This window comes from Vibrio sp. 1151_11 (assembly GCF_029478525.1).
Classification (GTDB): Bacteria; Pseudomonadota; Gammaproteobacteria; order Enterobacterales; family Vibrionaceae; genus Vibrio; species Vibrio anguillarum.
Window position 1 is genome coordinate 37,308 of record NZ_SHMN01000018.1, and the last position, 26,404, is coordinate 63,711.

At 45.3% G+C, this 26,404-nt stretch carries 23 protein-coding genes; 11 read left to right on the top strand and 12 right to left on the bottom strand.

Annotation, left to right across the window (positions count from 1 at the left end):
* Positions 1-58: 58 nt before the first annotated feature.
* From pstB to EXZ60_RS13435, 5 genes are all read right to left on the bottom strand, one after another.
* Positions 59-808, bottom strand: a complete 750-nt coding sequence (gene pstB / locus EXZ60_RS13415; protein ID WP_013868112.1) for a phosphate ABC transporter ATP-binding protein PstB — start codon at positions 806-808, stop codon at positions 59-61.
* 45 nt (positions 809-853) lie between these two features.
* The gene (gene pstA, locus EXZ60_RS13420; protein WP_026027681.1) at positions 854-1,717 is read right to left on the bottom strand and encodes a phosphate ABC transporter permease PstA; all 864 of its coding nucleotides are present in this window, start codon (positions 1,715-1,717) and stop codon (positions 854-856) included.
* A gap of 5 nt (positions 1,718-1,722) precedes the next feature.
* Positions 1,723-2,655 (bottom strand): phosphate ABC transporter permease subunit PstC, encoded by a 933-nt coding sequence (gene pstC / locus EXZ60_RS13425; RefSeq protein WP_088733528.1) that lies wholly within the window; start codon positions 2,653-2,655, stop codon positions 1,723-1,725.
* Between the two features lie 211 nt (positions 2,656-2,866).
* Complete coding sequence (locus EXZ60_RS13430) at positions 2,867-3,688, bottom strand: phosphate ABC transporter substrate-binding protein (protein WP_026027935.1); 822 nt, start codon at positions 3,686-3,688, stop codon at positions 2,867-2,869.
* A gap of 282 nt (positions 3,689-3,970) precedes the next feature.
* Positions 3,971-4,873: a DMT family transporter gene (locus tag EXZ60_RS13435; RefSeq protein ID WP_026027683.1), complete on the bottom strand. Its 903-nt coding sequence runs from the start codon at positions 4,871-4,873 to the stop codon at positions 3,971-3,973.
* Between the two features lie 97 nt (positions 4,874-4,970).
* Here EXZ60_RS13435 and EXZ60_RS13440 point away from each other — a divergent pair, with 97 nt between their 5' ends.
* The 3 genes from EXZ60_RS13440 (at position 4,971) to EXZ60_RS13450 (ending at position 7,306) form a co-directional block, all read left to right on the top strand.
* A complete protein-coding gene (locus EXZ60_RS13440) occupies positions 4,971-6,431 on the top strand; it encodes a PLP-dependent aminotransferase family protein (RefSeq protein WP_277435828.1) in 1,461 nt (486 codons plus the stop codon).
* A 90-nt stretch (positions 6,432-6,521) separates the two neighbouring features.
* Complete coding sequence (gene speG, locus EXZ60_RS13445; RefSeq protein ID WP_017044230.1) at positions 6,522-7,043, top strand: spermidine N1-acetyltransferase; 522 nt, start codon at positions 6,522-6,524, stop codon at positions 7,041-7,043.
* A gap of 17 nt (positions 7,044-7,060) precedes the next feature.
* Positions 7,061-7,306 (top strand): Rho-binding antiterminator, encoded by a 246-nt coding sequence (locus EXZ60_RS13450; protein ID WP_013868119.1) that lies wholly within the window; start codon positions 7,061-7,063, stop codon positions 7,304-7,306.
* A 51-nt stretch (positions 7,307-7,357) separates the two neighbouring features.
* Here EXZ60_RS13450 and EXZ60_RS13455 read toward each other — a convergent pair whose 3' ends face one another.
* Positions 7,358-7,966: a 2OG-Fe(II) oxygenase gene (locus tag EXZ60_RS13455; RefSeq protein ID WP_026027933.1), complete on the bottom strand. Its 609-nt coding sequence runs from the start codon at positions 7,964-7,966 to the stop codon at positions 7,358-7,360.
* 224 nt (positions 7,967-8,190) lie between these two features.
* On the opposite strand from EXZ60_RS13455, the gene EXZ60_RS13460 reads away from it, so the two are divergent.
* Entirely contained in the window at positions 8,191-10,197 is a 2,007-nt protein-coding gene (locus EXZ60_RS13460; RefSeq protein WP_277435829.1) for an alkyl sulfatase dimerization domain-containing protein, read from the top strand.
* A 49-nt stretch (positions 10,198-10,246) separates the two neighbouring features.
* Here the strand turns inward: EXZ60_RS13460 and EXZ60_RS13465 are convergent, their stop codons facing one another.
* Positions 10,247-11,152: a LysR family transcriptional regulator gene (locus EXZ60_RS13465; protein WP_235800198.1), complete on the bottom strand. Its 906-nt coding sequence runs from the start codon at positions 11,150-11,152 to the stop codon at positions 10,247-10,249.
* A gap of 119 nt (positions 11,153-11,271) precedes the next feature.
* On the opposite strand from EXZ60_RS13465, the gene EXZ60_RS13470 reads away from it, so the two are divergent.
* Positions 11,272-11,592, top strand: coding sequence for a heavy metal-binding domain-containing protein (locus EXZ60_RS13470; protein ID WP_105977001.1), 321 nt, complete (start codon positions 11,272-11,274; stop codon positions 11,590-11,592).
* Between the two features lie 74 nt (positions 11,593-11,666).
* Here EXZ60_RS13470 and empA read toward each other — a convergent pair whose 3' ends face one another.
* Both empA and ompW read right to left on the bottom strand, forming a co-directional pair.
* Entirely contained in the window at positions 11,667-13,502 is a 1,836-nt protein-coding gene (gene empA / locus EXZ60_RS13475) for a zinc metalloprotease EmpA (protein ID WP_094165313.1), read from the bottom strand.
* A gap of 362 nt (positions 13,503-13,864) precedes the next feature.
* Positions 13,865-14,509 carry an outer membrane protein OmpW gene (gene ompW / locus EXZ60_RS13480; protein WP_026027686.1) on the bottom strand — a complete coding sequence of 215 codons (645 nt, stop codon included), beginning with the start codon at positions 14,507-14,509 and terminating at the stop codon, positions 13,865-13,867.
* A 398-nt stretch (positions 14,510-14,907) separates the two neighbouring features.
* On the opposite strand from ompW, the gene EXZ60_RS13485 reads away from it, so the two are divergent.
* Positions 14,908-15,312, top strand: a complete 405-nt coding sequence (locus tag EXZ60_RS13485) for a cystatin domain-containing protein (RefSeq protein ID WP_064626477.1) — start codon at positions 14,908-14,910, stop codon at positions 15,310-15,312.
* A gap of 91 nt (positions 15,313-15,403) precedes the next feature.
* Here EXZ60_RS13485 and EXZ60_RS13490 read toward each other — a convergent pair whose 3' ends face one another.
* Positions 15,404-16,606, bottom strand: coding sequence for a lytic polysaccharide monooxygenase (locus EXZ60_RS13490; RefSeq protein ID WP_277435830.1), 1,203 nt, complete (start codon positions 16,604-16,606; stop codon positions 15,404-15,406).
* 467 nt (positions 16,607-17,073) lie between these two features.
* Between EXZ60_RS13490 and glpT the strand changes: the two genes are divergently transcribed.
* Together glpT and glpQ are read left to right on the top strand one after the other, a co-directional pair.
* A complete protein-coding gene (gene glpT, locus EXZ60_RS13495) occupies positions 17,074-18,450 on the top strand; it encodes a glycerol-3-phosphate transporter (RefSeq protein ID WP_069212239.1) in 1,377 nt (458 codons plus the stop codon).
* Positions 18,451-18,549: 99 nt separating this feature from the next.
* On the top strand, positions 18,550-19,611 hold the full coding sequence (gene glpQ / locus EXZ60_RS13500; protein ID WP_026028651.1) for a glycerophosphodiester phosphodiesterase: 1,062 nt from the start codon (positions 18,550-18,552) through the stop codon (positions 19,609-19,611).
* 63 nt (positions 19,612-19,674) lie between these two features.
* Here the strand turns inward: glpQ and EXZ60_RS13505 are convergent, their stop codons facing one another.
* Entirely contained in the window at positions 19,675-20,559 is an 885-nt protein-coding gene (locus EXZ60_RS13505; RefSeq protein ID WP_069212238.1) for a LysR family transcriptional regulator, read from the bottom strand.
* An 85-nt stretch (positions 20,560-20,644) separates the two neighbouring features.
* Between EXZ60_RS13505 and budA the strand changes: the two genes are divergently transcribed.
* From budA to EXZ60_RS13520, 3 genes are all read left to right on the top strand, one after another.
* Entirely contained in the window at positions 20,645-21,442 is a 798-nt protein-coding gene (gene budA, locus EXZ60_RS13510) for an acetolactate decarboxylase (protein WP_170894898.1), read from the top strand.
* 100 nt (positions 21,443-21,542) lie between these two features.
* The gene (alsS, locus tag EXZ60_RS13515) at positions 21,543-23,246 is read left to right on the top strand and encodes an acetolactate synthase AlsS (RefSeq protein ID WP_096037131.1); all 1,704 of its coding nucleotides are present in this window, start codon (positions 21,543-21,545) and stop codon (positions 23,244-23,246) included.
* Positions 23,243-24,001 (top strand): SDR family oxidoreductase, encoded by a 759-nt coding sequence (locus tag EXZ60_RS13520; protein WP_069212235.1) that lies wholly within the window; start codon positions 23,243-23,245, stop codon positions 23,999-24,001. Before alsS ends, EXZ60_RS13520 begins: the two co-directional genes overlap by 4 nt.
* Before the next feature lie 793 nt (positions 24,002-24,794).
* Here EXZ60_RS13520 and EXZ60_RS13525 read toward each other — a convergent pair.
* Positions 24,795-25,901 (bottom strand): hypothetical protein, encoded by a 1,107-nt coding sequence (locus EXZ60_RS13525; protein ID WP_277435831.1) that lies wholly within the window; start codon positions 25,899-25,901, stop codon positions 24,795-24,797.
* Positions 25,902-26,404: the final 503 nt, after the last annotated feature.

Genomic DNA, 26,404 nt, shown 5'->3' on the forward strand with positions numbered 1-26,404 from the left:
TCGCTTTATAGTTATAATGAGTCCGATATTATTCCAGGTTAGTCGCTGCAATAAGTGACTAGCCGAAATCGCCATTGACATATCCCATGGTTCTATCATCTTTAGGATTGTTGAAAATCACTTGTGTATCATTGTGTTCAACCAATTCCCCCATTAAGAAAAACGCCGTGCGATCAGAAATACGACGCGCTTGCTGCATTGAGTGCGTGACAATAACGATGGTGTAATTCTTTTTCAGCTCTTCCATCAATTCTTCAATTTTGTGTGTTGCAATCGGGTCAAGGGCGGACGTTGGTTCATCCATCAAAATCACATCCGGCTCCATCGCTATCGTACGTGCGATGCACAAACGCTGTTGTTGACCACCAGAGAGACCAAACGCATGCGACTTCAAGCGATCTTTTACTTCATTCCACAACGCAGCGCCGCGCAATGAGCGCTCAACCACTTCATCGATGTGCTTTTTATCTTTAATCCCTTGTGCGCGTAACCCATACGCCACGTTTTCATAAATACTCATTGGGAACGGATTTGGTTTTTGGAACACCATTCCCACTTTGATACGCAGATCTGCAACATCAATATTGCCGTAAATATCTTGCCCATCCATCGCCAATTTACCGGTGATAGTCACGCCTTCAATGAGGTCATTCATTCGGTTCAAACAGCGTAATAAAGTCGATTTCCCGCAGCCAGAAGGGCCAATCAGCGCTGTCACTTGACGAGTTGGAATAGGCAGGTTGATTGATTTTAGCGCTTGGTTATCGCCATAAAAAAGGTCTAGGTTTTCAATATTAAATTTGTTCATTCTTGTTATCTCTCAAAATTCTGTAAATCGCGCCCAACGCTCTGCTTAATAAGAAGCGGTATTAAATCGTCTTGCGATTAGCTTCGTCACCATGTTGATCAGTAGCACAACCACAATCAGCACGGTTGCTGTGCCGTAGGCTTGATTCCACTCTTCAACCGTGAACAGCTCTGTTGTGAGCTTGTAAAGGTGAACGGTTAGGGTGCGGCCTGAATCGAGCAATGAATCAGGAATACGTGCCACCATTCCTGCGGTTAAAAACACAGGGGCCGACTCGCCAATAACACGACCAATACTCAAAATAATTGACGTAAGGATGCCGGGCATTGCACTTGGCAAAATCAGACGCCAAATGGTGTATATTTTTGAGGCTCCAAGACCATAAGAACCTTCGCGATAAGTTTGGGGGACGGCCATCAACGCTTCTTCTGTGGTCCGAATGATCACAGGCAAAATCAAAATGCTGAGCGTTAGCGCTCCCGACAAAATAGAGAAGCCTAAGCCTAGAATCACCACAAAGAAGGTCATGCCAAATAGACCAAAGATAATGGAGGGGATCCCCGCCAAAGATTCGGTACAAAAGCGGATCACTTTCACCAAGCGGCTACCGATTTTGGCGTATTCGGTAAGATAAATCGCCGTCATAATACCCAACGGGGCGGCCACCGAAATAGAAGCGATCACCATATAAATCGTCGATATGATCATCGGGAAGATCCCGTGTTCATTGCCAGTACGGGTGTAATCGTCAGTAACGAAATTCCAATCTACGTGTTGTAGCCCGTTAGAAAGGATGTACCAGATAATCCAAAATAGGAAGCCGACTGTTACAGCGGCCGCAATCCAAATAGATATTTTCAATACGTTATCTTTTAGCTGGCGGGCACGTTTTAGTTTTACTGTATCCATCACTATTACCTCGCTCTCTCACGGTTTAAATAGAGCAATGTGGCATTCAAGATCATGATGAATGCCAATAGCACAACGCCTGTTGCGTAAAGCGCACTGGCATGAACACCACTTGCGTAAGACATTTCAATCGCAATATTGGCTGTCAGCGTGCGTGCTGAGTCTAAAATACCTTCAGGCATCGCTGGCGCGTTACCCATCACCATAATAATGGCCATGGTTTCACCGAGCGCACGCCCAATTCCTAAGATGACGCCGGTCATAATTCCGGAGCGAGCTGCCGGTACCAGCAATTTGAAGATGGTAAAAATACTGGATGCACCTAATGCCAAAGAACCTTCTTTGTACGTATGAGGGACTGCGCGAATAGAAGTCTCGGACACGGTAATCACCGTCGGTAAGATCATGACACCAAGCACAATAATGCCCGCGAGAATGGTATTGCCCGCAGGAACTTGGAAAATGTCCTGAATCAAAGGAACAATAATCACAAGACCAAAGAAACCATAGACCACGGAAGGAATACCAGCGAGCAATTCAACGGCTGGGCGAATGATATTCGCGACACGTTTTGGTGCGACTTCGGCAATAAAGATAGCGGTGAGTACGCCCACAGGCACACCAACGATAACCGCACCAAACGTTGAAACCACAGAAGCGACAATCATAGTTGCCACACCATACAGAGCTGGCGGCAACCAATCTTGTCCAAGGACGATACCCGAGATACCCACTTCTTGAAATGCGGGAATACTTTCGCGGAAAATGAAGTAGGCAATGATGGCAAGAGACACAATGCCAATAATGGCACTGGTAAGAAACAACCCGTGGAAAATGCGCTCTTTCCAGTCCACACGCTTTTTAGCACGAAGTGCACGTTTGGAAGCTTGCGTAGAAACGTTGTTCATAAGCTTTTCACTATTTGTTGCGATGGTCATAGTATCAATCTCACTATTCGATGGAATCGACGTGGATAGAAAAGGCTCAGCCCCAACGATGGGCCAAGCAAACTTTTAAAGTTATTTCCCCAAACAACTTGAAGTGGCGGCTAAACAGCAGGTCAGTGAATTCCCATCCACATGGATAAAGCATGTGATTGGGCTGAACGAAACAACGCCGCTGCAACTTCAAGTCGAATGGGAGAGTCAATTAGTTCACTGCGATATAGTGATGTTCTGCAACGAGTTTTTGAGCTTCAGGCGTTAGCATCCAATCAAGGAACTGTTGCGTTTGAGCGGATGGTTGGCCTTTTTTGTACAGTACAAGGAAAGGACGAGCCACTTTGTATGAACCATTTTTCACGTTATCTACCGATGCATCAGTACCGTCTACCGCTAAGGCATGAACCGTGTTATCAACGGTGCCAAGAGAGATGTAACCGATGGAATAAGGGTTAGACGCAACCATAGTTTTCAAACTGCCGTTACCGTTAGCTACTTGAGCTCGTTGAGAGATAGCAGATACCGTCTTGTCTGAGATTTTTTTTGTCAGTTTCATAATCTCTTCGAATGCACCACGAGTCCCTGATGCGGTATCGCGAGTAATTGCAACGATAGGTTTGTCTTCACCACCGACATCTTTCCAATTCGTGATCTCGCCTCGGTAAACAGCAGAGACTTGTTCAGCACTCAACCCTTTTACTTTATTGCTTGGATGCACAACCACCGCTATACCATCAAGCGCGATCTTTTCTTCAACTAATGATGCTTCTTTTTCTGAGCTTTTTAGGCCACGTGAAGACATACCAATATCCGCACTGCCGTTCTTAGCGGCTTTAATACCGGCAGAAGAACCAGGGCCTTGAACCTCAATAAACACGTCCGCGTTTTTCTTCATATATGTTTCAGAGAAAACTTCCATCAATGGCGTTACGCTGCTAGAGCCAACAGCAGAAATGGTTTCTTTTGCAAAAACTGGGTTAACTGCCAATGCACCTAAAAGAGCGATTGCACCGATTACTGTCTTTTTCATCACAAATATCCTTAAGAGGCTTTATTGCCGTTGTGTATTGAACGAAACTCACTTTAGGACGCAAATATGACAGTTGTGTTTCACTTAGTTTAAAACTAGATGACACAGTAAAATATTTTAGGAAAACAGAGGAAGGGCAGCGCATTTTTGAGTGCATAGCTTAAGATCAATCTGAAAAAATTGGCAAAGTCATTAGGTGCCGCCGCGAGTCAGAAATTATCCATTTATTACCCGACCACCAGCAGAGCACCCCATTCTAAGTTCGATTTATAGGGGTGAATTTTATGAACGCTCAAATACCGGTTTCGCCAATTTTCTCAGCAGATTCGGCTTTTTCACCACCAGATAAACAGCCGTAACGGCAAGGCAGAAGCCCGCAACACCAAACCCATCCAATGATTCATCAAAAGCAAGCCATGCTTGAATGGCGGTGGTTGGCGGTACAAGATAAAACACTGAAGCCACACTTGAGGCCGCACCGTGTTCAACCATATACAACAGCAATAAAATAGAGACACATGACAGCACCACAACCAGCCATACCAGTGTCATGATAAAGGTCGGTGTCCATTGCACTTGCATGGTTTCAAAGCTCCAAGCCCAAGGTAAAAATAGGCATAACGCAGCCACATATTGCACGGTAGCGCTGCCAATCATATCCACACCTTGGCAAAATTTTTTCTGATATAAGGTGCCGAGCGTGATGCCGAGCAGAGATAACAAACACAAACTAATGGCAGGCCATTTGTGTACTTCCGATTGCCACTCAATGTTACCCATCAAGACGAGACTTATCCCAGAAAACCCAAGAGCTAACCCTAACCACTGCGCCAGATTAAAGCGCTCTGTACTCATAAAAACCAGCAGCAGCGCAGTCAAAATGGGTTGCGTCCCCACCAGCAGAGCACTTAAACCTGCTGGCATTCCCCAAGAAATCGCTTGGTAGGTTCCACCCAAATAGCAACCATGAATCAACACGCCCGTTATACAGGAATGCCACAAATGGCGACCACGCGGAATGCGCCTTTTGAGCAATAACAGCAAACCAATAAAAAGCACCACGTTCGCCACCATGCGCAGCGTGAGCAGCGTGGCAGGTTCCGCATACATTAAGCCAAACCTTGCGCCAACGAAACCAGATGCCCATAGCACAACAAACAAGAACGGGATCATTCTTACAAACATCACAAAATTCCTAGCCACAATCGATTCTATGCTGCTACTTTATTTGGGTACAGTTATGCGAAAAAGGCACAGATCTGAATAATTTAGTGGGTACAGAATGAAAAGTAAGCTTAAAAACACGGATCCTAAATATACTGAACCTAAATATACTGAGGTAAAACGTCATCTTAAGCAGACCATCGACGATGGTTTATTCCACGCACACGATAAAATGCCTTCCATTCGCCAGCTATGCGAACAACTGTCTGTCAGCAAAAATACCGTTATTCGTGCTTATCAAGAGTTAGAAGCGATGAATGTCGTCTACTCTCAGCCTCGTTCAGGCTATCGAGTCCAAGGTGCTGTAACCCCTTTGGAGATTCCGCTGCCACAACCCAATAGCATTGACCTGCTCTCTTTATCTAAATCAATTTTGGTTCAACCCACAATGAAACATCACATGCCCGCAGGTTCAGCGCATCCTAATACGCAAAGCGCCGCGATTCGTAGTTTGTATGCAGAAATTGGCCGCCACAGCCGCCAGCAAACGCACATTCCTAGCCACTATCAGCTACCGCCAGGTAATAGCCATTTAGTCAAACAACTGCTAAAAATATCGCAAGATTTGGGCCTACAAATCAAAGCACAAGAAATCGCCATTACGCATGGCGGTCAGCAGGCCATCAGCCTCGCATTTCGTGCATTAACCAAGCGCGAAGACATTGTGGCCGTTGAGTCACCTTGTTATTTTGGCACGCTGCTGTTGCTTGAATCATTAGGCTTAAAAGTGGTGGAGATCCCCAGCCATAGTGTCGAAGGCATCGACATCAGCGCCCTCGAACAAGCGCTATCTCAATGGCCGATTAAGGCGATTCTCGTCACGCCTAATTTTAACAACCCAACCGGTTCACAAATGCCTCTGGAAAAACGTAAACAGCTTTTGGCTGTCAGTGGTGATACACCAATTATTGAAGATGATGTGTTTGGTGGCCTGTATTTTCAAAAACCGATACCTTGCTTGAAGATGCTGGATGGCAAAGGCCGCGTTATTTACATCAATTCGCTCTCCAAAACCTTGGATTCACGGCTGAGGATCGGTTGGATCATCGCTGGAAAGTATCAAGCGAAAATAGAAAAGATACTGCTCAGCGAGAATATGGGCAGCTTGAATTTAATCCAATCAGCCGTAGCGGAATTTCTCGAAAGTGGTAAGTACCGCCAACATCTAGCCAAAATGCGCCGCACTTACCAACTGAACCAGCAGCGCTTTGCCAAATTGCTCACCACCTCGCTCAATCACTACCCGTCGCTGCAAGGGCAGTTTCAATTAAGCCGACCTGAAGGTTCATTTTTATGCTGGCTGACACTTCCGCCATTCATCGATAGTTTTGAGCTTTATCAACGTGGCCTGCAAAACAAAATCAGCCTCCTGCCGGGGCATCTTTTTGCAACACAGGGGCAATTCCAACACTGTATTCGTTTCAGTGTAGCGAACTTTGAAGACAACATAGCATGGCAGGAAAGCATCAACAAACTGACCGAACTGATTCATCTCGCGGCATCAGATCACAAGACGTAAGCGTACACATTTTAAAAAATTGCTGACTAACCACTTGTATTGCAACAAAGTCGGCATAAGATGAATGCCTTAGTTCAATGAAGGTTTGCTATGAATAATCAATTATCATTAAGAGCGTTAGAGCGCGGTGACTTACGCTTTATCCATGATCTCAATAACAACCGCAACATTATGTCTTACTGGTTTGAAGAGCCTTATGAATCTTTTGATGAGCTGGAAGAGCTGTACAACAAGCACATTCACGATAACGCCGAGCGTCGGTTTGTGGTTGAGAACCGAGATAAGGAACTGATCGGTCTCGTTGAATTAATTGAAATTGATTACATTCACCGCAGTGGCGAGTTTCAGATCATCATCACGCCAGAGCACCAAGGAAAAGGGTTTGCACAAACCTTGATCAACAAAGCATTAGACTACTCTTTCACCATTTTGAACCTACACAAAATCTACCTGCATGTGTCGACGGAAAACGAAAAAGCCATCCATTTATACCAAAAAACCGGCTTTGTTGAGGAAGGGCACTTAGTTGAAGAATTCTTCATTAATGGCCAATATCGTGACGTAAAGCGCATGTACATTTTGCAAAACGCGTATCTTAATAAGCCCGCGTAACGTCATAGGAGTGAATAATGGTCACTTGCAGTCAATATGATTACATTGAGCTCGCGTGTTTGTTTCATTTGCCCGTCAAGCTCACCTTAAAAAATGGTATTACCTATTCAGGCACCGCGATGGACACTCTGCGCAATGAACACCAACAAGAGTGCATTGTGTTGAAAAATGAACAAAGTGAACACTTAATTGAAACCAATGCCTTATTGATGATGGAGGCATTAAGCTCACATCCTCATTTTACCCTGATCAAATTTGACTGATAAAAGAGCGTGGCAGCACACAAGCCACGCTTACTTATTAGCTTTTTTGCGTTAACTGGCAATATCGAGCTTGTTGCCTGTCACGCCATTAATGCGAAACCACCCAGCGATGCTGAAACGCTCAGCATTGGTAGGTTGTACTTCATGCGGAAAACGTTCGGATAAAAAGACCAGTAAACGCCCCGCTATCGGTGCAACCGTCGCGAGATACTGATCTTGAACATCGTAAATAACCAACTCACCTGCATCAGCACCACACCACCGATCATTCATATAAAATACCGTCGTCAGTTTGCGGCTGGCGTTACCTGTAAAGGCATCGAGGTGTTTTTGGTAGAATGCCCCTATTTCATATTTGGCAAAATGAGCTTCGTATTCAAATAGCCCAAGAAAAAAGTGGCGGTTAACCTCTTGGCGAATTTGCTCCATACGTTGCAAATAGTCTTGCACAGGCAGGCCCATGCTGTTTTCAATCCACTGGATTTTATCGTTGCGTATTTCAACCTCTAATTGCAAGGCATCGTGCCTGCCAATTCGCGCCACTTGTAACTGCGGTGGCGTACACGCTCGTAGGTTTTTGGTTTGCTCTGGTGTTAAAAAGTCATCCCATATGTACCAACCTTGATCGGCAATTGCGTCCATCAATTTATCTAACGACATTTTCACACTACATATAACAAAAGTGCTGTGGTTATATCGATAGCAAGCCATAACAACAAATCGGTGTTTCGATGCTTAAGACAAGGCGAATTTGTCGAAGCCCAAACGACCCATGATATTTATAATGTAAATATTAGATCAGTAGCTTCCTATAATGATTTAATACCTCGTTTTTCACTATGATGACTCTGCACCGATATTACATTAACTATAGAGAGGCCATCATGAATCTACGACTCCTCCCGCTATCCTTTACCATAATAAGTACACTGGCTACTGCAGGAGCAAACATACCATCAACTAGCTCATTATCATCAGCTGTGCCTAGCCCTAACGTTAAATCAGCAAGTGAATTTACTGTCGAAAAAAATGCCCAATTAGCAAACTACTTGGACTTTGCCAATACCCGTGATTTTGAAGATGCGACTCGCGGCTTCATTGCGACATGGCCAGAAAGTACGATTAAAGACAAAAACGGCAATGTTGTATGGGATTTTACTAAGTTCGATTTTGTCAATACCGACCACAACATTGATACTATTAACCCTTCTTTACAACGCATGGCTAAACTCAATAATCAGCATGGTTTATTCAAGGTTAAAGAGGATATATACCAAATCCGTGGCTTTGATTTGTCTGTGATGACCTTTGTCCGCGGTGAGCACGGTTGGATAGTAATAGACCCTCTGCTGTCGGAAGAAACCGCTAAAGCGGGGATTGAGCTGTTACGTCAACACGTTGAAGATGCACCAGTTTCAGCGGTGGTATTTACTCATTCTCATATAGACCACTTTGGCGGCATTTGGGGAGTCACGAATAAGAAAGATATTGAAAGCGGTAAGGTTCCCGTTATTGCTCCAAAAGATTTCTTTGAACATTCAATTTCAGAAAATGTGCTAGCGGGTAATGCCATGAGCCGCCGTGCTAGCTACATGTATGGCAATATGGTCGAAGCCGGTCCTACTGGTAAAGTTGATGGGGGATTGGGTAAAACAACGTCAACTGGTAAACCAGGCATTGTAGAGCAAACTATGGAAGTTTTGGATACGGGTGAAATTCATCAAATTGATGGTGTTGAAGTCGAATTCCAAATGGCAAATGGTTCCGAAGCACCTTCAGAGTTTATATTCTACTTCCCTAAACACCGCGTCTTAATGGCATCTGAAGTGATGACCCATACCATTCATAACATCTCTACATTACGCGGCGCGCGAACTCGTGACGCCAATGCATGGGCGGCTTATGTAGATGAGTCGTTAGAAATGTTTGCAGCTAAGTCTGATGTGATGATTGGTTCTCACCACTGGCCGACTTGGGGAACGAACAACATCACCGAGCAGCTTGAAAAAACACGCGACATGTACAAATTTGTTCACGATCAAACGCTACGTTTAGCCAACCAAGGTTACACACCTAACGAAATTTCAGCGTCCATCGCTCTGCCAGAATCACTTGATAAAGCATGGTATAACCGTGGCTATTATGGCACGGTGTCGCACAACGCTCGCGCCACTTATGACTTTTATTTCGGTGCATGGTGGGACGGTAACCCAGCTAACTTAAATCCACTCACACCATCAGAACAAGGTGCGAAATACGTTGAAGCCATTGGTGGCGAAGATAAGGTTATCGAAATCGCTAAACAAGCGATTAAAAATGGCGAGTACCGCTGGGCTGCCACTTTGCTAAACAACGTGACATTTTCAAACCCAGAAAATATGGATGCTCGCTACTTAGAAGCTGATGCTATGGAACAACTGGGCTACCAAGCCGAATCTGGCCCTTGGCGTAATTACTACCTGATCGGCGCTAAAGAGCTACGCCACGGCTTCACACCAGCGGCGACCCCAGATACAACAGCGATTGTTGCCAATATGCCAGTATATTCTGTATTAGAATCATTAGCGGTTCGTGTAAAACCAGACCTTGCTAGTAACATGAATATGACGGTTAACATCAAAGTGAAAGGTGATGATCAAACGACAAATGGTCAATATGCATTGAAGCTATCAAACGCGGTATTAAAAACTTATCAAAATCGTCAATTTGACCAAGCTGATATTACGTTAAGCTTCTCACATGAGACCTTTGTTCAGCTTCTGACAGGCACAACGTCGTTACCAGACGCGGTAAAAGGCGGTAAATTCACTGTCTCAGACCAGACGAAGTTTGACAAATTTATTAGTATCCTTGACACGTTCGACAGCAATTTCGGCATTGTAACACCTTGATTTAAATTACGCTTAATATGATAAAGCAGCCTAATCTCGGCTGCTTTTTTTATTGTGATAGTGCGGAAATTAAATGCCTCAACCACTGGTTGGCTGGATTCAAATTCATCTTACTCAACCAAACCATATGTGACTTAAGGAGTTGGTCTTCAAACGGAAACGGAAGAATGTTCAATTGAAAGACGTGCTGGTACTGCTGTGCAAACGTCACCGGCACAACCGCAACTGCATCACTATAAGAGACAGCCGCTAACATACCAATTAACGACGAATGTTGACTGTATACCTGCCGCACAGGCACCACTTCTTTCACAAACCAATCGAGAAAAGGGAGCTGTGAACGACGCATTTTCAACAATACATGTTTTTCTTGTAAGTATTCGACCTTGCTTAAAGCTTGCTTGAATAACCGAGAATGACCTTTACGAACAACACAGCACAAATGATCTTCTTTTAGGAGAGTTGATCGAAATACTTTACTCTGAGGCGCTTCGACATCGATCACTAAATCGACTTTTTCTAGCTGCAGTTCTTCATACAAACGCTCTTCATTAGATGGCGGCTCCATCAATACCACATCAATACTCATGTCTATCAATGACTGATCCAATCGTTGCCGCAACACATGAATTTGTGCCTCATGGCAATAGACTAAAAATCGGTGAGTCGATGTTTTAGGATCAAACTGGTTGATGCCTTGCAGCATTGATTCCACTTCCATTAATGGAGATTGGATACTTTGATACAAATCTTGAGCAAAACGTGTCGGTTTAATCCCTCTTCCTGTTCGGATAAATAGATCGCCTCCTACCTGCTCTTTTAGACGAGCTAAAGCGTTGCTCACTGCTGATTGAGTTAAATCTAATTGCTCGGCCGCTTTGGTTACCGACTCCGTCTGATAGGCTGAAATAAAAACTCTTAGTAGGTTGAGATCAAATTTTCGTTGTATTTTCATTACACCAACCAGAGTTGTGTTTACATAAAGTTCACCCATAGTAATCTCTGGATTTTAGATTGGAAATAGCCAATCATGCATCGAGCGATATTCACACCTATCTCTAGGAGAGACATTTTATGTACATCACCACCACTCCGACAATTGAAGGAAAAAAAATCGTACGTTACTGCGGCATAATTGCAGGCGAAGCTATTTTAGGTGCCAATATTTTTAAAGATATTTTCGCAGGAATACGCGATATTGTCGGTGGACGATCTGCCACCTATGAGCAGGAACTACAAAAAGCAAGGATGATTGCACTAGAAGAGTTGGAGGCTCGAGCTAAAGAATTAGGCGCAAATGCAGTTATCGGTGTTGACCTTGATTATGAAACATTTGGAAAGACCAACGGTATGCTGATGGTATCAGTCAGTGGAACGGCCGTGATTGTGGAATGACCAAACGAGTAAAAGGGGCGAAGATCTGCCCCTTTATAACCTTAACTACTTGAAAGTCAAATAAAGTAGAGTGATTAATCTAACCGCAGGGTTACACCACTGTAGTTACTATAGCCTTTGAGCATCACATGGTAGGTGGTTCCTGGTGTTGCAGAAATTGTGCACTGTTCATTGTTGCCCGATTTGTAAGGGCGACAATCCCACGAAGAAGTGGTTGGTTTGCTGCCGGCTTTGACATACAAATCAGCATCACCTGAGCCCAAACTGATCGAAACTTTAGCGCTGGTTGAGCTTGCGACCGTAAAGGTATAGAAGGCTTCGGAGCTTCGCGTACCTTGTAACCCTATTACTGGTTTGCCTTTTTCTAGCACATTCCCCGTTGGAGGCACTACGCCACAGCTAGCATTTACGCCCACTTGGTTAAAGGCATCAACCACATCCGCTTTGTTATAACCTAAGTCTTGTGCCGCTTTTGCGACGCCACATCCACCTTGGTCAAAGGTACTGTTTGCTGTCCAATATAACTGGTTAGCGACGGTGAACACTTCAAAACCTTTACGAACCGACCAATTGGCTTTGTTGGCTAGCAAATAATACGCGCGATTAAACACACCACTTGAATAGTGAACATTTAATCCATTGTAGTATTGAGAAGCGTGATCGATAGAACGGCCATCTTTTGACGGTTGATCAAAATAACGTAAGCCACCGGAAGATTTGAAAATGTCGCTCCCGACCACCCAGTCAACGCTGCCTTTCATATAAAATTCAGCTGCTTCCCCAGCAATATCAGAGAACGCTTCATTGATACCACCAGACATATTTTGGTAAACAAGCCCTGAGTTCTGCTCGGTAAAGCCGTGGCTCACTTCATGCGCGCTGACGTTGATATCCACTAATGGATAAAATGTATTTTGGCCATCACCAAAGGTCATGGACGATCCGTTCCAGAAGGCGTTTTCATAGTTGCTATCATAATGCACACGCATAGTTAGCTGGAAGGTTAATGGAGTGGTGTTCATCCAGTCTTTGTACATATCGAACACCACTTTACCAAAGTAGTGTGCATCATTAAGCGGTGAATAAGCGCCATTAATCGCTTTGTAATCGTTGTAATTACTCGCGTCGGTACATGAATAGCTGAACGTTGAACCACCCGATGTCGCATGCTTCATATCCACGGTTTTTACAGCGCTATTCACCATGCTACAGGTGTTGCCTACTTTATTTATCACTAACCCTGGGAAATCTGTTCCGTACTGATAAAAACCTGTCTTCTGATTTCCACCAGGTCCAGTACCCGTCGCCTCTGCATGGTTTAACCCTTCCCAAGTTTGTAATACGTCACCAGAGTTCGCATCAATAAAGAAAAATGGCCGTGCAGGCTCATTGGTTGCAACAAAGAAGTCGACTAAATAAACCATTTGAGCTATTTGGTTTTCGTCCAAACGCACCATCAATTGAGCACGCTCGTTTTCTGTAACAAGATCCGCACTCGTCAGTGATGGGTTTTGTTGTTGGTAATGCGTAAGTGCAATACTAACCGCCTGCTTTTGTTCAACTTGTGGTGAAGTGCTTACCACATCAGAATCAATTTGCTGCGCCATCATGCCGTAAACTTGGCCGATACCTTTCTCAGTTTGCGTTGCTACGACTGACGTATTAAAGACCGGTAAACCATGATACATCTGCTGGTAACGAACTTTGACTTTACCATTAGGTAGAGTGACGCTTTTTACCACCTGAAAGCCATTTTGTGTTGGCACAATACTGCGAGCCTGCATGGATAAAGTTTGTTCTAGTAGACTTGGATCATCAACCTGCACCATTTTCGCGGCTGATACTGGTAGTGCTGCGCTGATAGAGGCTGCGAGGAATAGCCACTTCATTTGACGTTGTACTTTTTTCATTTCTCAATCCTAGAGAGTTATTATTAGCATCCGCTGACGACTTACATCCAATCAACCACCAGCGACGTGACTGCGAATGGTTCGCTCATTGACAGTGGTTCAAGAAAGATAGTCTTGCCAGTAGCACGGAAAAATAGTGCAAAACGAGCGTCAAATAAAATGGTCACAAAAAAGACAATAGCCAAAATAACTCGAAGATTTTTTATGATAATTAACTTTCATGTCAACAAGATAAACATAAATGATAATTATATGTACATTTAATAGTGCACATAACTATCAATATATTTTTTACTTGAAATTGAAAAAAGGCAGCCCATGCTGCCTTTCAAAAACCAGGAAGAGTTAATAGGTTAATAGAGTTAAAACTTATAACCAGCGCCTATCATAAATACCCAAGGGTCAATGGTCACATCAGTTCTCTGCTCGACACCTTGATACTTATAAGTCGCTTCAGTTTCAATATCGGCATACCAAACTGACGCATTCAAAAACCACTGTTCGTTGAGCATATAATCAAAACCAGCATTGGCCGCTAAACCCCAAGAATCTTTGAGTTTGAGATCCGTTAAGGATGCACCACTTCCCGTACTGTTAAAACCTTCATCGAAGAACATGGTGTAGTTAATGCCCGCTCCAACATAAGGACGGAATTTCGATGACGCTTCACCAAAGTAGTATTGCAACATAAAAGTCGGCGGTAGATGTTTTGTTTCAGCAATGTCACCTAAGTTCAAAAGATTGGTTGAAATAGTATGGCTAAAAGGTGTCGCCGCTAACACTTCAAAGCTAATATTGTCGGTGATCATATAGCCTATTGTTAAGCCAAGCTGAACGTTTGAGTCCACAGCAAGCTCTTCATTTGAGCCTAAAATACCATCGCTGCTATCATTGGGCACCACAGCGGCAAGACCGGCACGCACAATAAAGTCACCTTCTTTGTGGGCAAAAACATTCGTAGAAACAAGAGCAGAAAGCACGGCAAGGCCGCAAAGTGTTTTTTTCATTGTGATTTCCTTTTTGTAGGGCGGGGTAATAGTTTTTATTTGCGCGCACAGTAGCACATAAAAACCACACTTTTTTGATGGAAATCAATTTGTAAAATTTATCGCCGATCAGCTTACAACTCTGCAACCTTGATCACTTTTCTAGGCATAAAAACACACAGTCATGTAATGCGTTTTTTATGTGCATCACACCTAGCCTAACGTTGAAATGGCTTTGTTATTTATGGTTAAAAACTGACAGTATTGGTAAGAAATAGTAATAGCGTTTTATTGTCAGAAAATATCATCATAATTTATCACGCACCTAACAGAGCTTGACGGACTCCTCACACCACAATTGTTAATATGAACTCCTCAGATTAACCCCTTCTGCTTTTCTAAAAACAAAGGACAACTCAATGAAACGATTTCTTTTACCTCTATTTGGTGTGCTCGCGTTAGCGGGGTGTGATCAACAAACACAAACAGAAAGTACTAAGGCTCTAGAGCCCACCGTGATGGTGGCGGAAACAGATGCCGTACCGTCACCCATCTGTGCAAGCGAGTTGATGCCGGGAGGTTGGCAAGCGACAGAAATTACCGACGAAGCTAAAGAAGCGTTGAAGAGCGCTTTAGCACAAATGGAGAGCAATGCACAATTAAAAGACATTATCGATGTCCGCTCACAAGTAGTTAACGGGGTGAATTATGCCATTGAGTTTGAAATGGATGATGGCAGCATTTGGAATGCGATAATCTATCGCAGTTTAGAAGGTGATTACTCGTTAACCCAACCAGCAAAACAAGGCAAATTGTGTGAATAACCTCATCTCATAAGCCATTATTAAACCAGAGTTAGAGAGCAAAAAGAGGCCATGGCCTCTTTTTACTACTCGATACTATAGCTATTTAATACTATCGCCATACGCCCCATTCACCCGTAGTTCCGGGCTCTTCATTTTTTGTCCACCACTGCGCGGTCCAAGTTTGCTGATTGTGCATAACGACATCACCGGACGTATAAATTTTAGTCGCATTCCAAGCATTATCGGGAACAGGTGGCTGTGGCGTTTCCTCTTTTAGCAAAGAAAGCTGATAACTGTAAGTCGCGTTTGGAGCAAATACACGGTTAGCATATACATTCTGGCTATCGTACATATAGTGATTCATTTCTTGGTGCCAAATACCAATAAACCACTCCCCTTTTTTCACTTGGTTAAACTGACCTGCCATTTCCGCTGGCCACGTTGCTGTATTATTGGCTGAAATCGCTAAGCTGATATCGGTCGTTTCATTGCCATTGGCATCGAAGGTACGCAAGCGAACCATATCGCCAGATTCAACAGGACCAAAACCTTGTGAAAGATAACCACCAAGATCGCTGAGATTCTGCGCAGGTTCTGATGGGTCTGTCGGATCCGTTGGATTTGATCCACCACCGCTAAAACTAATATCACTGCAGTTATAAAAACCTTCGCCCGCGGCATCAATACGTTGCCAGCGGGTATAAAGCACTGCATCACCACTTCTATCGGCAGGCAGGGTAATCTTTATGCGATATTTTTTATCCGTCCCCACTGTGATATTACCTTTGGTATCAATAAGATCCAGATCATCCCAAGTTAATGGGGCCTCACCGGTATAAGTCGGTTTAGAGAGATAAAACTCCCAATAAGAGGGGTTATGTGGCGCGGTAGCATTAAAGACTAATTCGATTTGTTGATTAGCGTCTAAATTCACGGCCGTTTTTTGCCAATGAGGTGAAGCAACATCTAACCCTGCTTTCGCGTTGCTGCCTGCGGAACACAACAAGCCGTCGCGAACAACAGCTTGAACATGAGCCATATCACGATAATTTGCCACATTGGCCGCCACTTCATTGCGTTGTACAAAAGGATAAGCTCCAGACTGATCAAAAGCCGCTTGGCATGCTGCATTAGGGATCGTATTACTCCAGAAACCACCATCTAGGTAACAGGTATTTTGCCGCGCGCTCGGAAATTCAACCCAACCATGAGCTTGTGCATGAGCAGAAAGCAATCCGCTCAATGAAAGCAAACCCAACACACTGACTTTATTAATATTATTCATCATTCTTCCTTTTTGTATTATTAACATCAATGCCACAGAACGACACTCTGTAACACATGAATTGCCAATCAAAGCTAGCAAGAATTATCAATAGACAGTGTCAAATCTGGGTAGGAATACTGGACTATTTGCTTATTTTGCCACTCTCTTTCCAATCAAAAAGGATATGAATCATTGAACTCACAGTGAGTTTCGAGTGACTTCATGGTTTAACAATTTTTGCCAACTTTCCTTATCTGCGATTTAATTGACGACAAAACAACCAAAAACAAACATCTCGCGAACAAAAATGAAAACGATTACATCTCAATTTAATGGCACTAACCATGAAAAAATGAAAACTAATCATTTGTTTTTATGCACAAATTAATTCCCTTGTAACATTTGTCACAGAAATACATTTAGTTGCACACGACAATGCCGTTCTCTTTCGAATGAAACATTTTTTATCGTTCGAGCTTTAGAACCATCGCACTACAATAATGAGGTCAACTATGTTTGGTATCTTTAAACCCCAAGCGCATATCGAGAGGCTCGCTACTGAGCGGCTCGATAGCACTTATAGCCGCTTGCGCTGGCAGTTATTCATCAGTATTTTCTTCGGCTACGCAGGCTACTACCTTGTTCGTAAGAACTTTAGTTTGGCGATGCCTTATTTGATTGACCAAGGTTTTAGCCGCGGTGATCTCGGGGTAGCTCTTGCCGCCGTATCGATTGCTTATGGCCTATCTAAATTTTTAATGGGGAGTGTTTCTGACCGCTCTAACCCACGCTACTTCTTAAGTGCAGGCCTTTTAATGTCTGCGTTAGTAATGTTCTGTTTCGGTTTTATGCCGTGGGCAACAGGCAGCATTACTGCGATGTTTATTTTGCTGTTCTTAAACGGTTGGTTCCAAGGTATGGGCTGGCCTGCTTGTGGCCGTACCATGGTTCACTGGTGGTCACGTAAAGAACGTGGGGAAATTGTTTCTGTATGGAACGTAGCCCACAACGTCGGCGGTGGCTTAATTGGTCCCCTTTTCTTGTTTGGTCTTTGGGCATTTAACGATGACTGGCGCGCCGCATTTTACGTTCCTGCCTTTTTTGCAACCTTAGTTGCCATTTTCATTTGGATGACGCTGCGCGATACGCCGCAATCTTGTGGTTTACCACCGATTGAAGAGTATAAAGATGACTACCCAGACGACTACGATAAATCTCATGAGAATGAGATGACCGCGAAGGAAATCTTCTTTAAGTACGTTTTCTCTAACAAATTGTTGTGGTCTATCGCTATTGCCAACGCTTTTGTGTATCTCATTCGTTATGGCGTATTGGACTGGGCTCCTGTTTATTTGAAAGAAGCTAAAGAGTTCACCGTTGATAAATCTTCTTGGGCGTACTTCTTGTATGAGTGGGCAGGTATTCCGGGAACGCTATTGTGTGGTTGGATATCCGACAAAGTATTCAAAGGCCGTCGTGCACCTGCGGGCATCTTATTCATGGTTCTCGTTACTTTTGCGGTACTCATTTACTGGTTTAACCCTGCCGGTAACCCAGGTATCGACATGGCGGCTCTTATTGCGATTGGTTTCTTAATTTATGGCCCAGTAATGCTGATTGGTTTATACGCACTGGAACTGGCTCCGAAAAAAGCGGCAGGTACCGCAGCAGGTTTAACAGGTTTATTTGGTTATCTCGGCGGCGCAGTAGCGGCAAATGCAGTATTGGGTTACACCGTTGACCACTTTGGTTGGGATGGCGGCTTTATGATCCTAGTCGCTTCATGCGGTATTTCTATCCTTTGTCTGCTGTATGCCTACATTGGCGAGCGTGCTCACCATAAAGAAAAAGACAGACTTGCGGAAGAAAAAGCGTCAACGCCATCATAAATCTGACACCTAAATGTGTTGAATTTGCGTTACGCACTGTTCACTTTGAATCAAAACTCTCCCCCTGCAACGTCAGGGGGAATTTTTAAGGATAACAATATGAAACTGACACTACTCGCACTTTCCATGGCTACTTTAGCCAGCTCGGCGTGGGTTCAAGCAGAACCATTGGTGATAGCCCATCGCGGCGCTTCCGGTTATCTGCCTGAACATACCCTTGAAGCCAAAGCGCTTGCTTACGGCATGAAGCCTGATTTTATTGAACAAGATGTCGTGATGACCAAGGATGACCAATTGGTGGTTCTGCACGATCACTATCTTGACCGCGTCACTGACGTTGCGGAGCGTTTCCCTGACCGCGCACGTGGTGATGGCCGCTATTACGCCATCGATTTTACGCTGGCAGAGATCAAAAGCCTGCGCGTAACTGAAGGTTTTAATATCGATGACAAAGGCAATAAAACCGCTGGTTTCCCCAACCGTTTCCCTCTTTGGAAATCAGACTTCACCGTCCCAACCTTAGCGGAAGAGATCGAGCTGATCCAAGGGCTGAACAAAACGCTCGGTTACGATATTGGTATTTATCCAGAAATCAAAGCGCCTTGGTTCCACCGCCATGAAGGTAAAGACATCAGTAAAGCGGTACTGAAAATGCTGAAGGAATATGGTTACGACAGTCAAGAGTCGAACGTTTATCTGCAATGTTTTGATCCTATCGAGCTAAAACGCATTAATGATGAACTGCTTCCAGCAATGAACATGGACCTCAAACTGGTTCAATTGATGGCCTACACCGATTGGAATGAGACCATGATCTATGATGGCGACCAAGCACAGCCATACAGCTATGATTGGATGTTCGAAGCAAACGGCATGAAGCAAGTCGCCACCTACGCCGATGGCATTGGCCCGTGGAAACCTATGTTGGTTGACGACGCTTCAACCAAAGAAAACATCATCATCAAGCCATTGATGAAAGCCGCTAAAACCGCCGGATTAGTCGTTCACCCTTATACCTTCCGCGCAGAACCCGATCGCATTGCACCTTATGCCGACAGCTTTGATGGGATGCTCGATGTGTTCTACAACACTGTAAAAGTAGATGGTTTATTTACTGACTATCCCGATAAAGCAGTGGAGTTTTTGCATTCAACTCGCTAAGTAAGCGTGATTAACCTTACCACTTTGGCACGCTTCATCCCCAGTATCATCATGCTGGGGATGTTATTTTTGGTGACTTAATGCCTTCACCACCTTAAGCACATGCTTATTTAAGTTACTGGCTTCCCAAAGCACCGCAATTTGGCTGTTAAAAGGCATCTCCTCGATGGGAGTGATCACGGCAGAATCATCGATATGTTCAGCTAGTGATTGGGGCACAACAGCTACACCAAATCCCGCCTGAGCCATTGCAACCATCGACCTCAACTGCGGAGCCGAAAAACGTTGATCGACACGGATTCCTACATCGTCAAACAGCGCTTTCATACCATCATGTAATGCTGGCCCCGTTTCACGAGGAAACAACAACACGTGCTCATTTTTTAACTGAACTAAAGTAAGGCGATCTTTTTCAGCCAAGGGATGCCCTAAAGGGATCACCGCGACAAAAGGCTCTTCAAATAAAACCACCCGCTGTAAAGACTCACTGGCATAACAAGGTAAACGCACCAATGCTATATCCAACTGCTTAGCTTTCAACAGCTCAACCAACTCTGGCATCGCTTGCTCAACCGCGGTGAGATTCACGTTTGAAAAACTGTCCCTTATCTCCCGCACTCGGGATAATATTTGGGTATTCATCGCAACCGAAGTCGCAAAGCCCATCCGCACTTCATTTTTTTCTCCACGCGCCAGCTGTTTTACTTTCGCCTTCGCTCGATCCACATCATTTAAGATGGTGACCGCATCGACATAAAACATTTGCCCAGCCTCGGTCAGCTCTACCCCACGTGGTAAACGCTTGAATAACAGCGTATCGAGCTCGTGCTCCAATTTCTTTATCTGCTGACTCAACGGTGGTTGAGCAATACCTAACACTTCAGCCGCTCGTGTGAAATGGCGCGTTTGTGCCACCGCCACAAAATACTTGAGATAGCGAAACTCCATATCTTTTCCATATAGAAATAAATCTTATTTATATTGGATTTAGCCACGTGGAGAAGTCAATCTAAATATACACTTTATTGCATAAATGGTTATTCTCATGCGTGGATTCTACACTCCGCTTTGTGCTTGTTCTCTCGATGTAGCAAAAGAGTTTGCTGAATATCATCATGTAACGGGGGATGGAGAGATTTACCAAACTTCGTTGATGAGTGCGTTGATTGCTGGCGTTTATGAAGGCGCAACAACGGTTGAACAACTGCTGCAACATGGCGATTTTGGCTTGGGCACATTCAATCAATTAGACGGTGAACTGATCGCGTTTGATAAAGAGGTTTTCCAATTAAAAGCCGATGGTTCGGCTAACCCCGCACACTTAGCGCAGCAAACCCCCTTCGCCGTCATGACTTTTTTCTCTCCTGATGTCGAAGTTCCTATCACCTCTAAAATGTCTCGTGCTGACATTCATCATCTGATTGATGATCTAGTACCCAGTGACAATATTTTCTGCGCAGTACGCATTGACGGTTTATATCAGTTTGTCAGAACGCGTACCGTGCCGCGTCAAACTCGCCCATTTCGCCCAATGTTGGATGTTGTAAAAGAGCAGCCCACATTTAATTTCACCTTCAAACAAGGCGTTATCGCCGGTTTTAGAAGCCCGCAGTACACCACAGGTATTAACGTTCCGGGGTATCACGAACATTTCATTACCGAAGATAGAAAAGGCGGTGGCCACATACAGGACTACTCTATTTCGTCGGGCTTTTTACAAATTGGCAAAGTATCGCGTTTGGTAATTGATACCCCGACTTCGCTAGATTTCCTTAAAGCCAACCTAGCTCCCAATGACATCCGAACCGCGATTGAAAAAGCGGAAAAATAGCGCTGAACAGGAGAAAAAGAATTGAATTGAAAAAAGCCGCCAGATAGCACCACCACTTCGTGAAGAAGTGTCAACGTCAGTCAACAATAAGGGTATAAAAATGAATACAAAACCTACCACTAGAAACGGCGCTCAATTAATCGCTCAACAGCTGGAATCTTTGGATGTCCGCTATATTTTTGGCATTCCGGGGGCCAAAATTGATCGGTTATTTGACGCCATTGAAGACACCAATATTCAAATGATCCCAGTGCGTCACGAAGCCAATGCGGCCTTTATGGCCGGCGTCATCGGCCGTTTAACTGGCAAAGCCGGAGTCACCATGGTGACCTCAGGCCCGGGCTGTGGCAACTTGGTTTCAGGGGTTGCCACTGCCAATTCAGAAGGTGACCCGCTGGTCGCTATCGGCGGCGCGGTCAAACGAGCAGATCAACAAAAGCAAACGCACCAGAGTATGGATACCGTCAGTATTTTCCGCTCTATCACAAAATCCAGTGCAGAAATTCAACATGTTGATGCCGCTAGCGAAGTGATGGCCAATGCCTTTCGCACAGCAGAATCAGGCCGGCCGGGGGCGTGTTTCGTTAGCATTCCCCAAGATGTGTTATCCGACCACACTCTCACCGATATTATTGTTCCCTCACGTAATGTTCATTCAAGCCAAGCCAGCCCAGAAGCGATCGAAGAAGCCATTACCCGAATCGAGCGGTCACAGCGCTGCGTCGTTTTACTCGGCTTACACGCCAGTCGCGCTGAAAATGCTCAAGCCATCAGCCGTTTTTTGCGCACCACTCAACTGCCTGTAGTCGGAACCTATCAAGCCGCTGGGGCAGTTGATATTAACTATTATCACCATTTCGCTGGCCGCGTAGGTTTATTTAACAATCAGCCCGGAGATGTATTGCTGCAAGATGCTGACCTGATTGTCACTATTGGTTTTAACCCCATCGAGTACGACCCAGAGCTTTGGAACGCAAAACAGTCCCCAATCATCCACTTAGACATTGAACCAGCAGAGTATCAGCTCAATTACCAACCTTGTGTGGAAATTGTCGGCAATATCGTTCAATCACTGGATGATATGATCGATTGTGTCACCAATTTCGCACGCCTCTCTCCCAAAGCCTTATCGATTTTAGAGGAAGTGGCACAACAGCGGCAGATAATAAAATCCTATCCTACTCGTCAATCTCAGCATGGGTTTCATCCATTAACCTTAATCAAAGCGATGCAATCCATTATTACCCCAGACACCACCTTGTGTCTGGATATGGGCAGCTTCCATATCTGGATTGCGCGCTATTTAAGCTGTTTTCGCGCCCGTCAAATGCTGATTTCAAATGGTCAGCAAACCATGGGCGTTGCCCTACCTTGGGCGATTGGTGCAAACCTGCTTAAACCCAGCACCAAAGTGGTCTCTGTTTCTGGTGATGGCGGCTTCATGCAATCAAGCATGGAGTTAGAAACTGCCGTCCGCCTAAAATGCAACATTGTACATATCATCTGGGTCGATAACGCCTACAACATGGTCGAGATACAAGAGATGAAAAAGTATCAACGCCCGTCCGGAATAAAATTTGGCCCGATAGACTTTAAAGCGTATGCCGAATCATTTGGCGCGCAAGGCTTTGCCGTGACCGAACGTCATCAACTGATGCCTATGCTGCATCAAGCCATGGAAACTCAAGGACCTGCTGTCATCGCTATCCCCGTTGATTACAGCGACAACTACAAGTTGATGCTACCCAGAACACAAGAAAATCGAGATCCAATTTTTGAGCATATCGAAGGAGAAACAATATGAATGGTTTAACCCATAAAGTCGCTTTAGTCACGGGTGCCGCCAACGGCATCGGCTTTGCGATAGCACAACGTTTATATGATGAAGGGGCCAATGTAGTACTGGCCGACTGGAATGAAGAGCAACTCGCCACCGCCATCGAAGCTTTTGACTCAACACGCGTCGCGGCGCAAGTGATTGACGTCTCCGATCCTAAAAAAGTAAAAGCCATGATCGATAACGCCGTATCACGCTTCGGTAAGCTCGACATTTTAGTCAACAATGCGGGCATCCACATCCCCGGCTCCGTCTTAGAAAGCAGTGTTGAAGATTGGAAGAAAATATCAGCGGTGAATATTGATGGCGTCGTGTATTGCTCTAAATTTGCCTTACCTGAACTGCTAAAAACGCAGGGGGCCATAGTCAACACCGCTTCAGTCTCTGGCTTAGGTGGCGACTGGGGTGCCGCATTTTACTGCGCCAGTAAAGGCGCGGTAGTCAACCTCACTCGCGCCATGGCGTTAGACCACGGTGCCGCTGGCGTGCGAATTAACGCCGTGTGCCCAAGCTTAGTTAAAACCAATATGACCAATGGTTGGTCGCAAGAGATTAGAGATAAATTTAACGAGCGCATCGCACTAGGACGCGCCGCAGAACCGAGCGAAATTGCCGCCGCAGTGGCCTTTTTAGCCAGTGACGATGCATCATTTATCAATGGTGTCAATTTACCCGTCGATGGTGGCGCTACCGCTTCCGACGGCCAACCTAAAATCGTTTAACCACGAAAACTCAGCCAGTACCCAAACCATTTTCCGTGCTGGCTGATATTTTAAAACCGCATAATTCAAAACAAGCCCCATAAACCTTTCAGCCCTAAAAGGCCTCCTTTTCCACAATTAGTACAACTCCTACAAACACGAAACTAATTGGGGAGGGTTAGGGTGGAGTGTTTCTTGGTTGCTGGCAGCACCCCCTCCTAACCTCCCCCTTAAAGGGGGAGGAACAGAACGGTATCAGCTTCCACTCTGGAGCATATAATTGGACAGAAGCGAGTTAGGGATTGCGCCCAAAAGCGTCTACTTCAGATAAGTAGAGATTGGGGTAGAAGGAAAAAACTCTAGTAATTCGCGATCATACTACGGTACTTCACGCATACCGAAAGATTGAACAAGGCAAAGCCAACTCATAAAATTGAGTCAACGTGAACCGTCATGAGATTCAGCACTTTAAGGACAATTCCGTCCAGTGCGTTTTTTTAAAATCAACGTGAGGTCGCCGTAATGACACAACCCCCAAACAGCAATGCCGCCCTGCTTATCGTGACACTGCCAGAGATGCTCGCGCAGCTATATCCCTACTTGGAATTGTTGCTGGCGTGCGCCCACTGACTAAGGAAAAGGCCGAGGCGGTCATGCCGCCTCGGTATTTCCCCAGCAAATAGTATGGTGCGGCTAATATCACATGACCACTGTTGCTGGCACAAGTGGCGACTCCGCCATGAATGAGCCTGGGACACAACTGTTTAGATTCCCAAAACGTAGGGGCTAAGTCAGTGTGGCTCAGCCCTTTGGTTTAATCCAGAATAGGGTAATCTGGCTGTATGTGGGCCTCCTCCCACAGCGGGTGGCCTGTATTCACGGGTAAAGGTTGCGGTTCGATATTCACATTGCCCCAAACACCGCCTTTGAAGTTATTGGAGAAACTCATGACTTCACTGCCAATATCCAGCACGACCGGATTGGGCGCTTGGCCGTGCTCGGGGACTGTATAGTGCAGCGTAAGGGATTTCGGCTCGCCTTCAAGAAATCGTGTCAACATCTCCGGGAGTTGCTCGGGTAAGAGGTAGCACTGCTCCAGCGCTGGGCACAGCAGGTAGATCTGATTCAGGGCAATTTGCAGCGTCGAAAGGGTAAGGACATTGTCGAGTGTGGCATGGATACGCAGTTTCCACGTCTTATTGTGCTCGTCGCGCCAGCGCCCGAAAAAAGCATCGGACTGGTGGAGGAAGACCGCACTGGGGCTAATGGCAACCTTATAGTCGGTCTCTGAGTTATGCTCCAGCCTCTCTTCCCCCTGATTGCGGGGTGACAGGAACAAGCCATGGCGGCGGATGTGATCCATCGCCAACTGTTCAGGATTGCACTGCTCAAAGCGCTGGGTCTCGGTGATCCGTACCCGGGGTGTAACCCCACAAAGTTGGCTCAGGTAGTCAGCCATAGCCTCGGCATCGGCCTGTATGTCACGGCGCCCCATGGCCTCACGCAGTCGCTTGGTCCACTCCAAATAGACCTCACAGAGCTGATCATTGATATGGTTATTCGGTCGGATGATTAGCACCTGATACATGCTTTTGTTATTCCGGTGGGTCTCGTCCAGTGTGAGGCGCAGCTCCTCCAGCTTCAGCTTGTCGATGGCCGCTCGCAGGGCGTGCTTGGCCTTGTAGTCCTTTCGGAACAGGCTGTGTTTAGGGTAGCCGAGTAAGGCGGCTGTTTTCTCTCGGCACTTGCCGTCATTGAGTGGGGTGCCCAGTTGGGTTTCACTAAAGTGGCGGACAAGGGCCATTAGATCGGCAAAGCCATCGGCTTCGGTCAGGGCCAACTCACGGAGCTGTTGCTGAGGGCGACGTAGATTACCCTTGCGGGTTGGTTTTTGGGGAGTACTAGTATGTAGTTGTTTCATAGAGATCTCCATCGAAACAGTCGCTGAATTGCTATGAGATGCTCGCTCGATTCATCCTAGCGTCAGCTTGGTTTCGTTGGGAAATAAGCTATGAAATACCTAACGCGAGACGCATTAGTACACTTCGGAGGTCTTACACATGCCTAAAGCATGTCGCAGTTTGCCTTGCCCTTCAACGGGCCTCCACAGGGGAGTAAGCGAGAGACAGGTCGTTCGCACCAGTGCTAACACACACCAACTGCTAACGACCTAAAAGGCTGAGTCGGGGGCCAACAACCTTAATCGTAAAGTAGGTTCTGGGGTGATGTCAAGAGGGCTGAAAGCCTTGCGGCCGAGCCCGTGATTTCTTAGGTGAAGTCGAATATGCGGTGTCAGATCTTGCATTGTGGATTTAACGCCTACATGGAAGACTCTTTCTCACTACAAAAATTTGGTTTCGGTAAAGCCACTTCTGGCTCACTTTGGGGCAGAAACGTGCTAGAGCGGTTCGGCCTAGCAAGAGT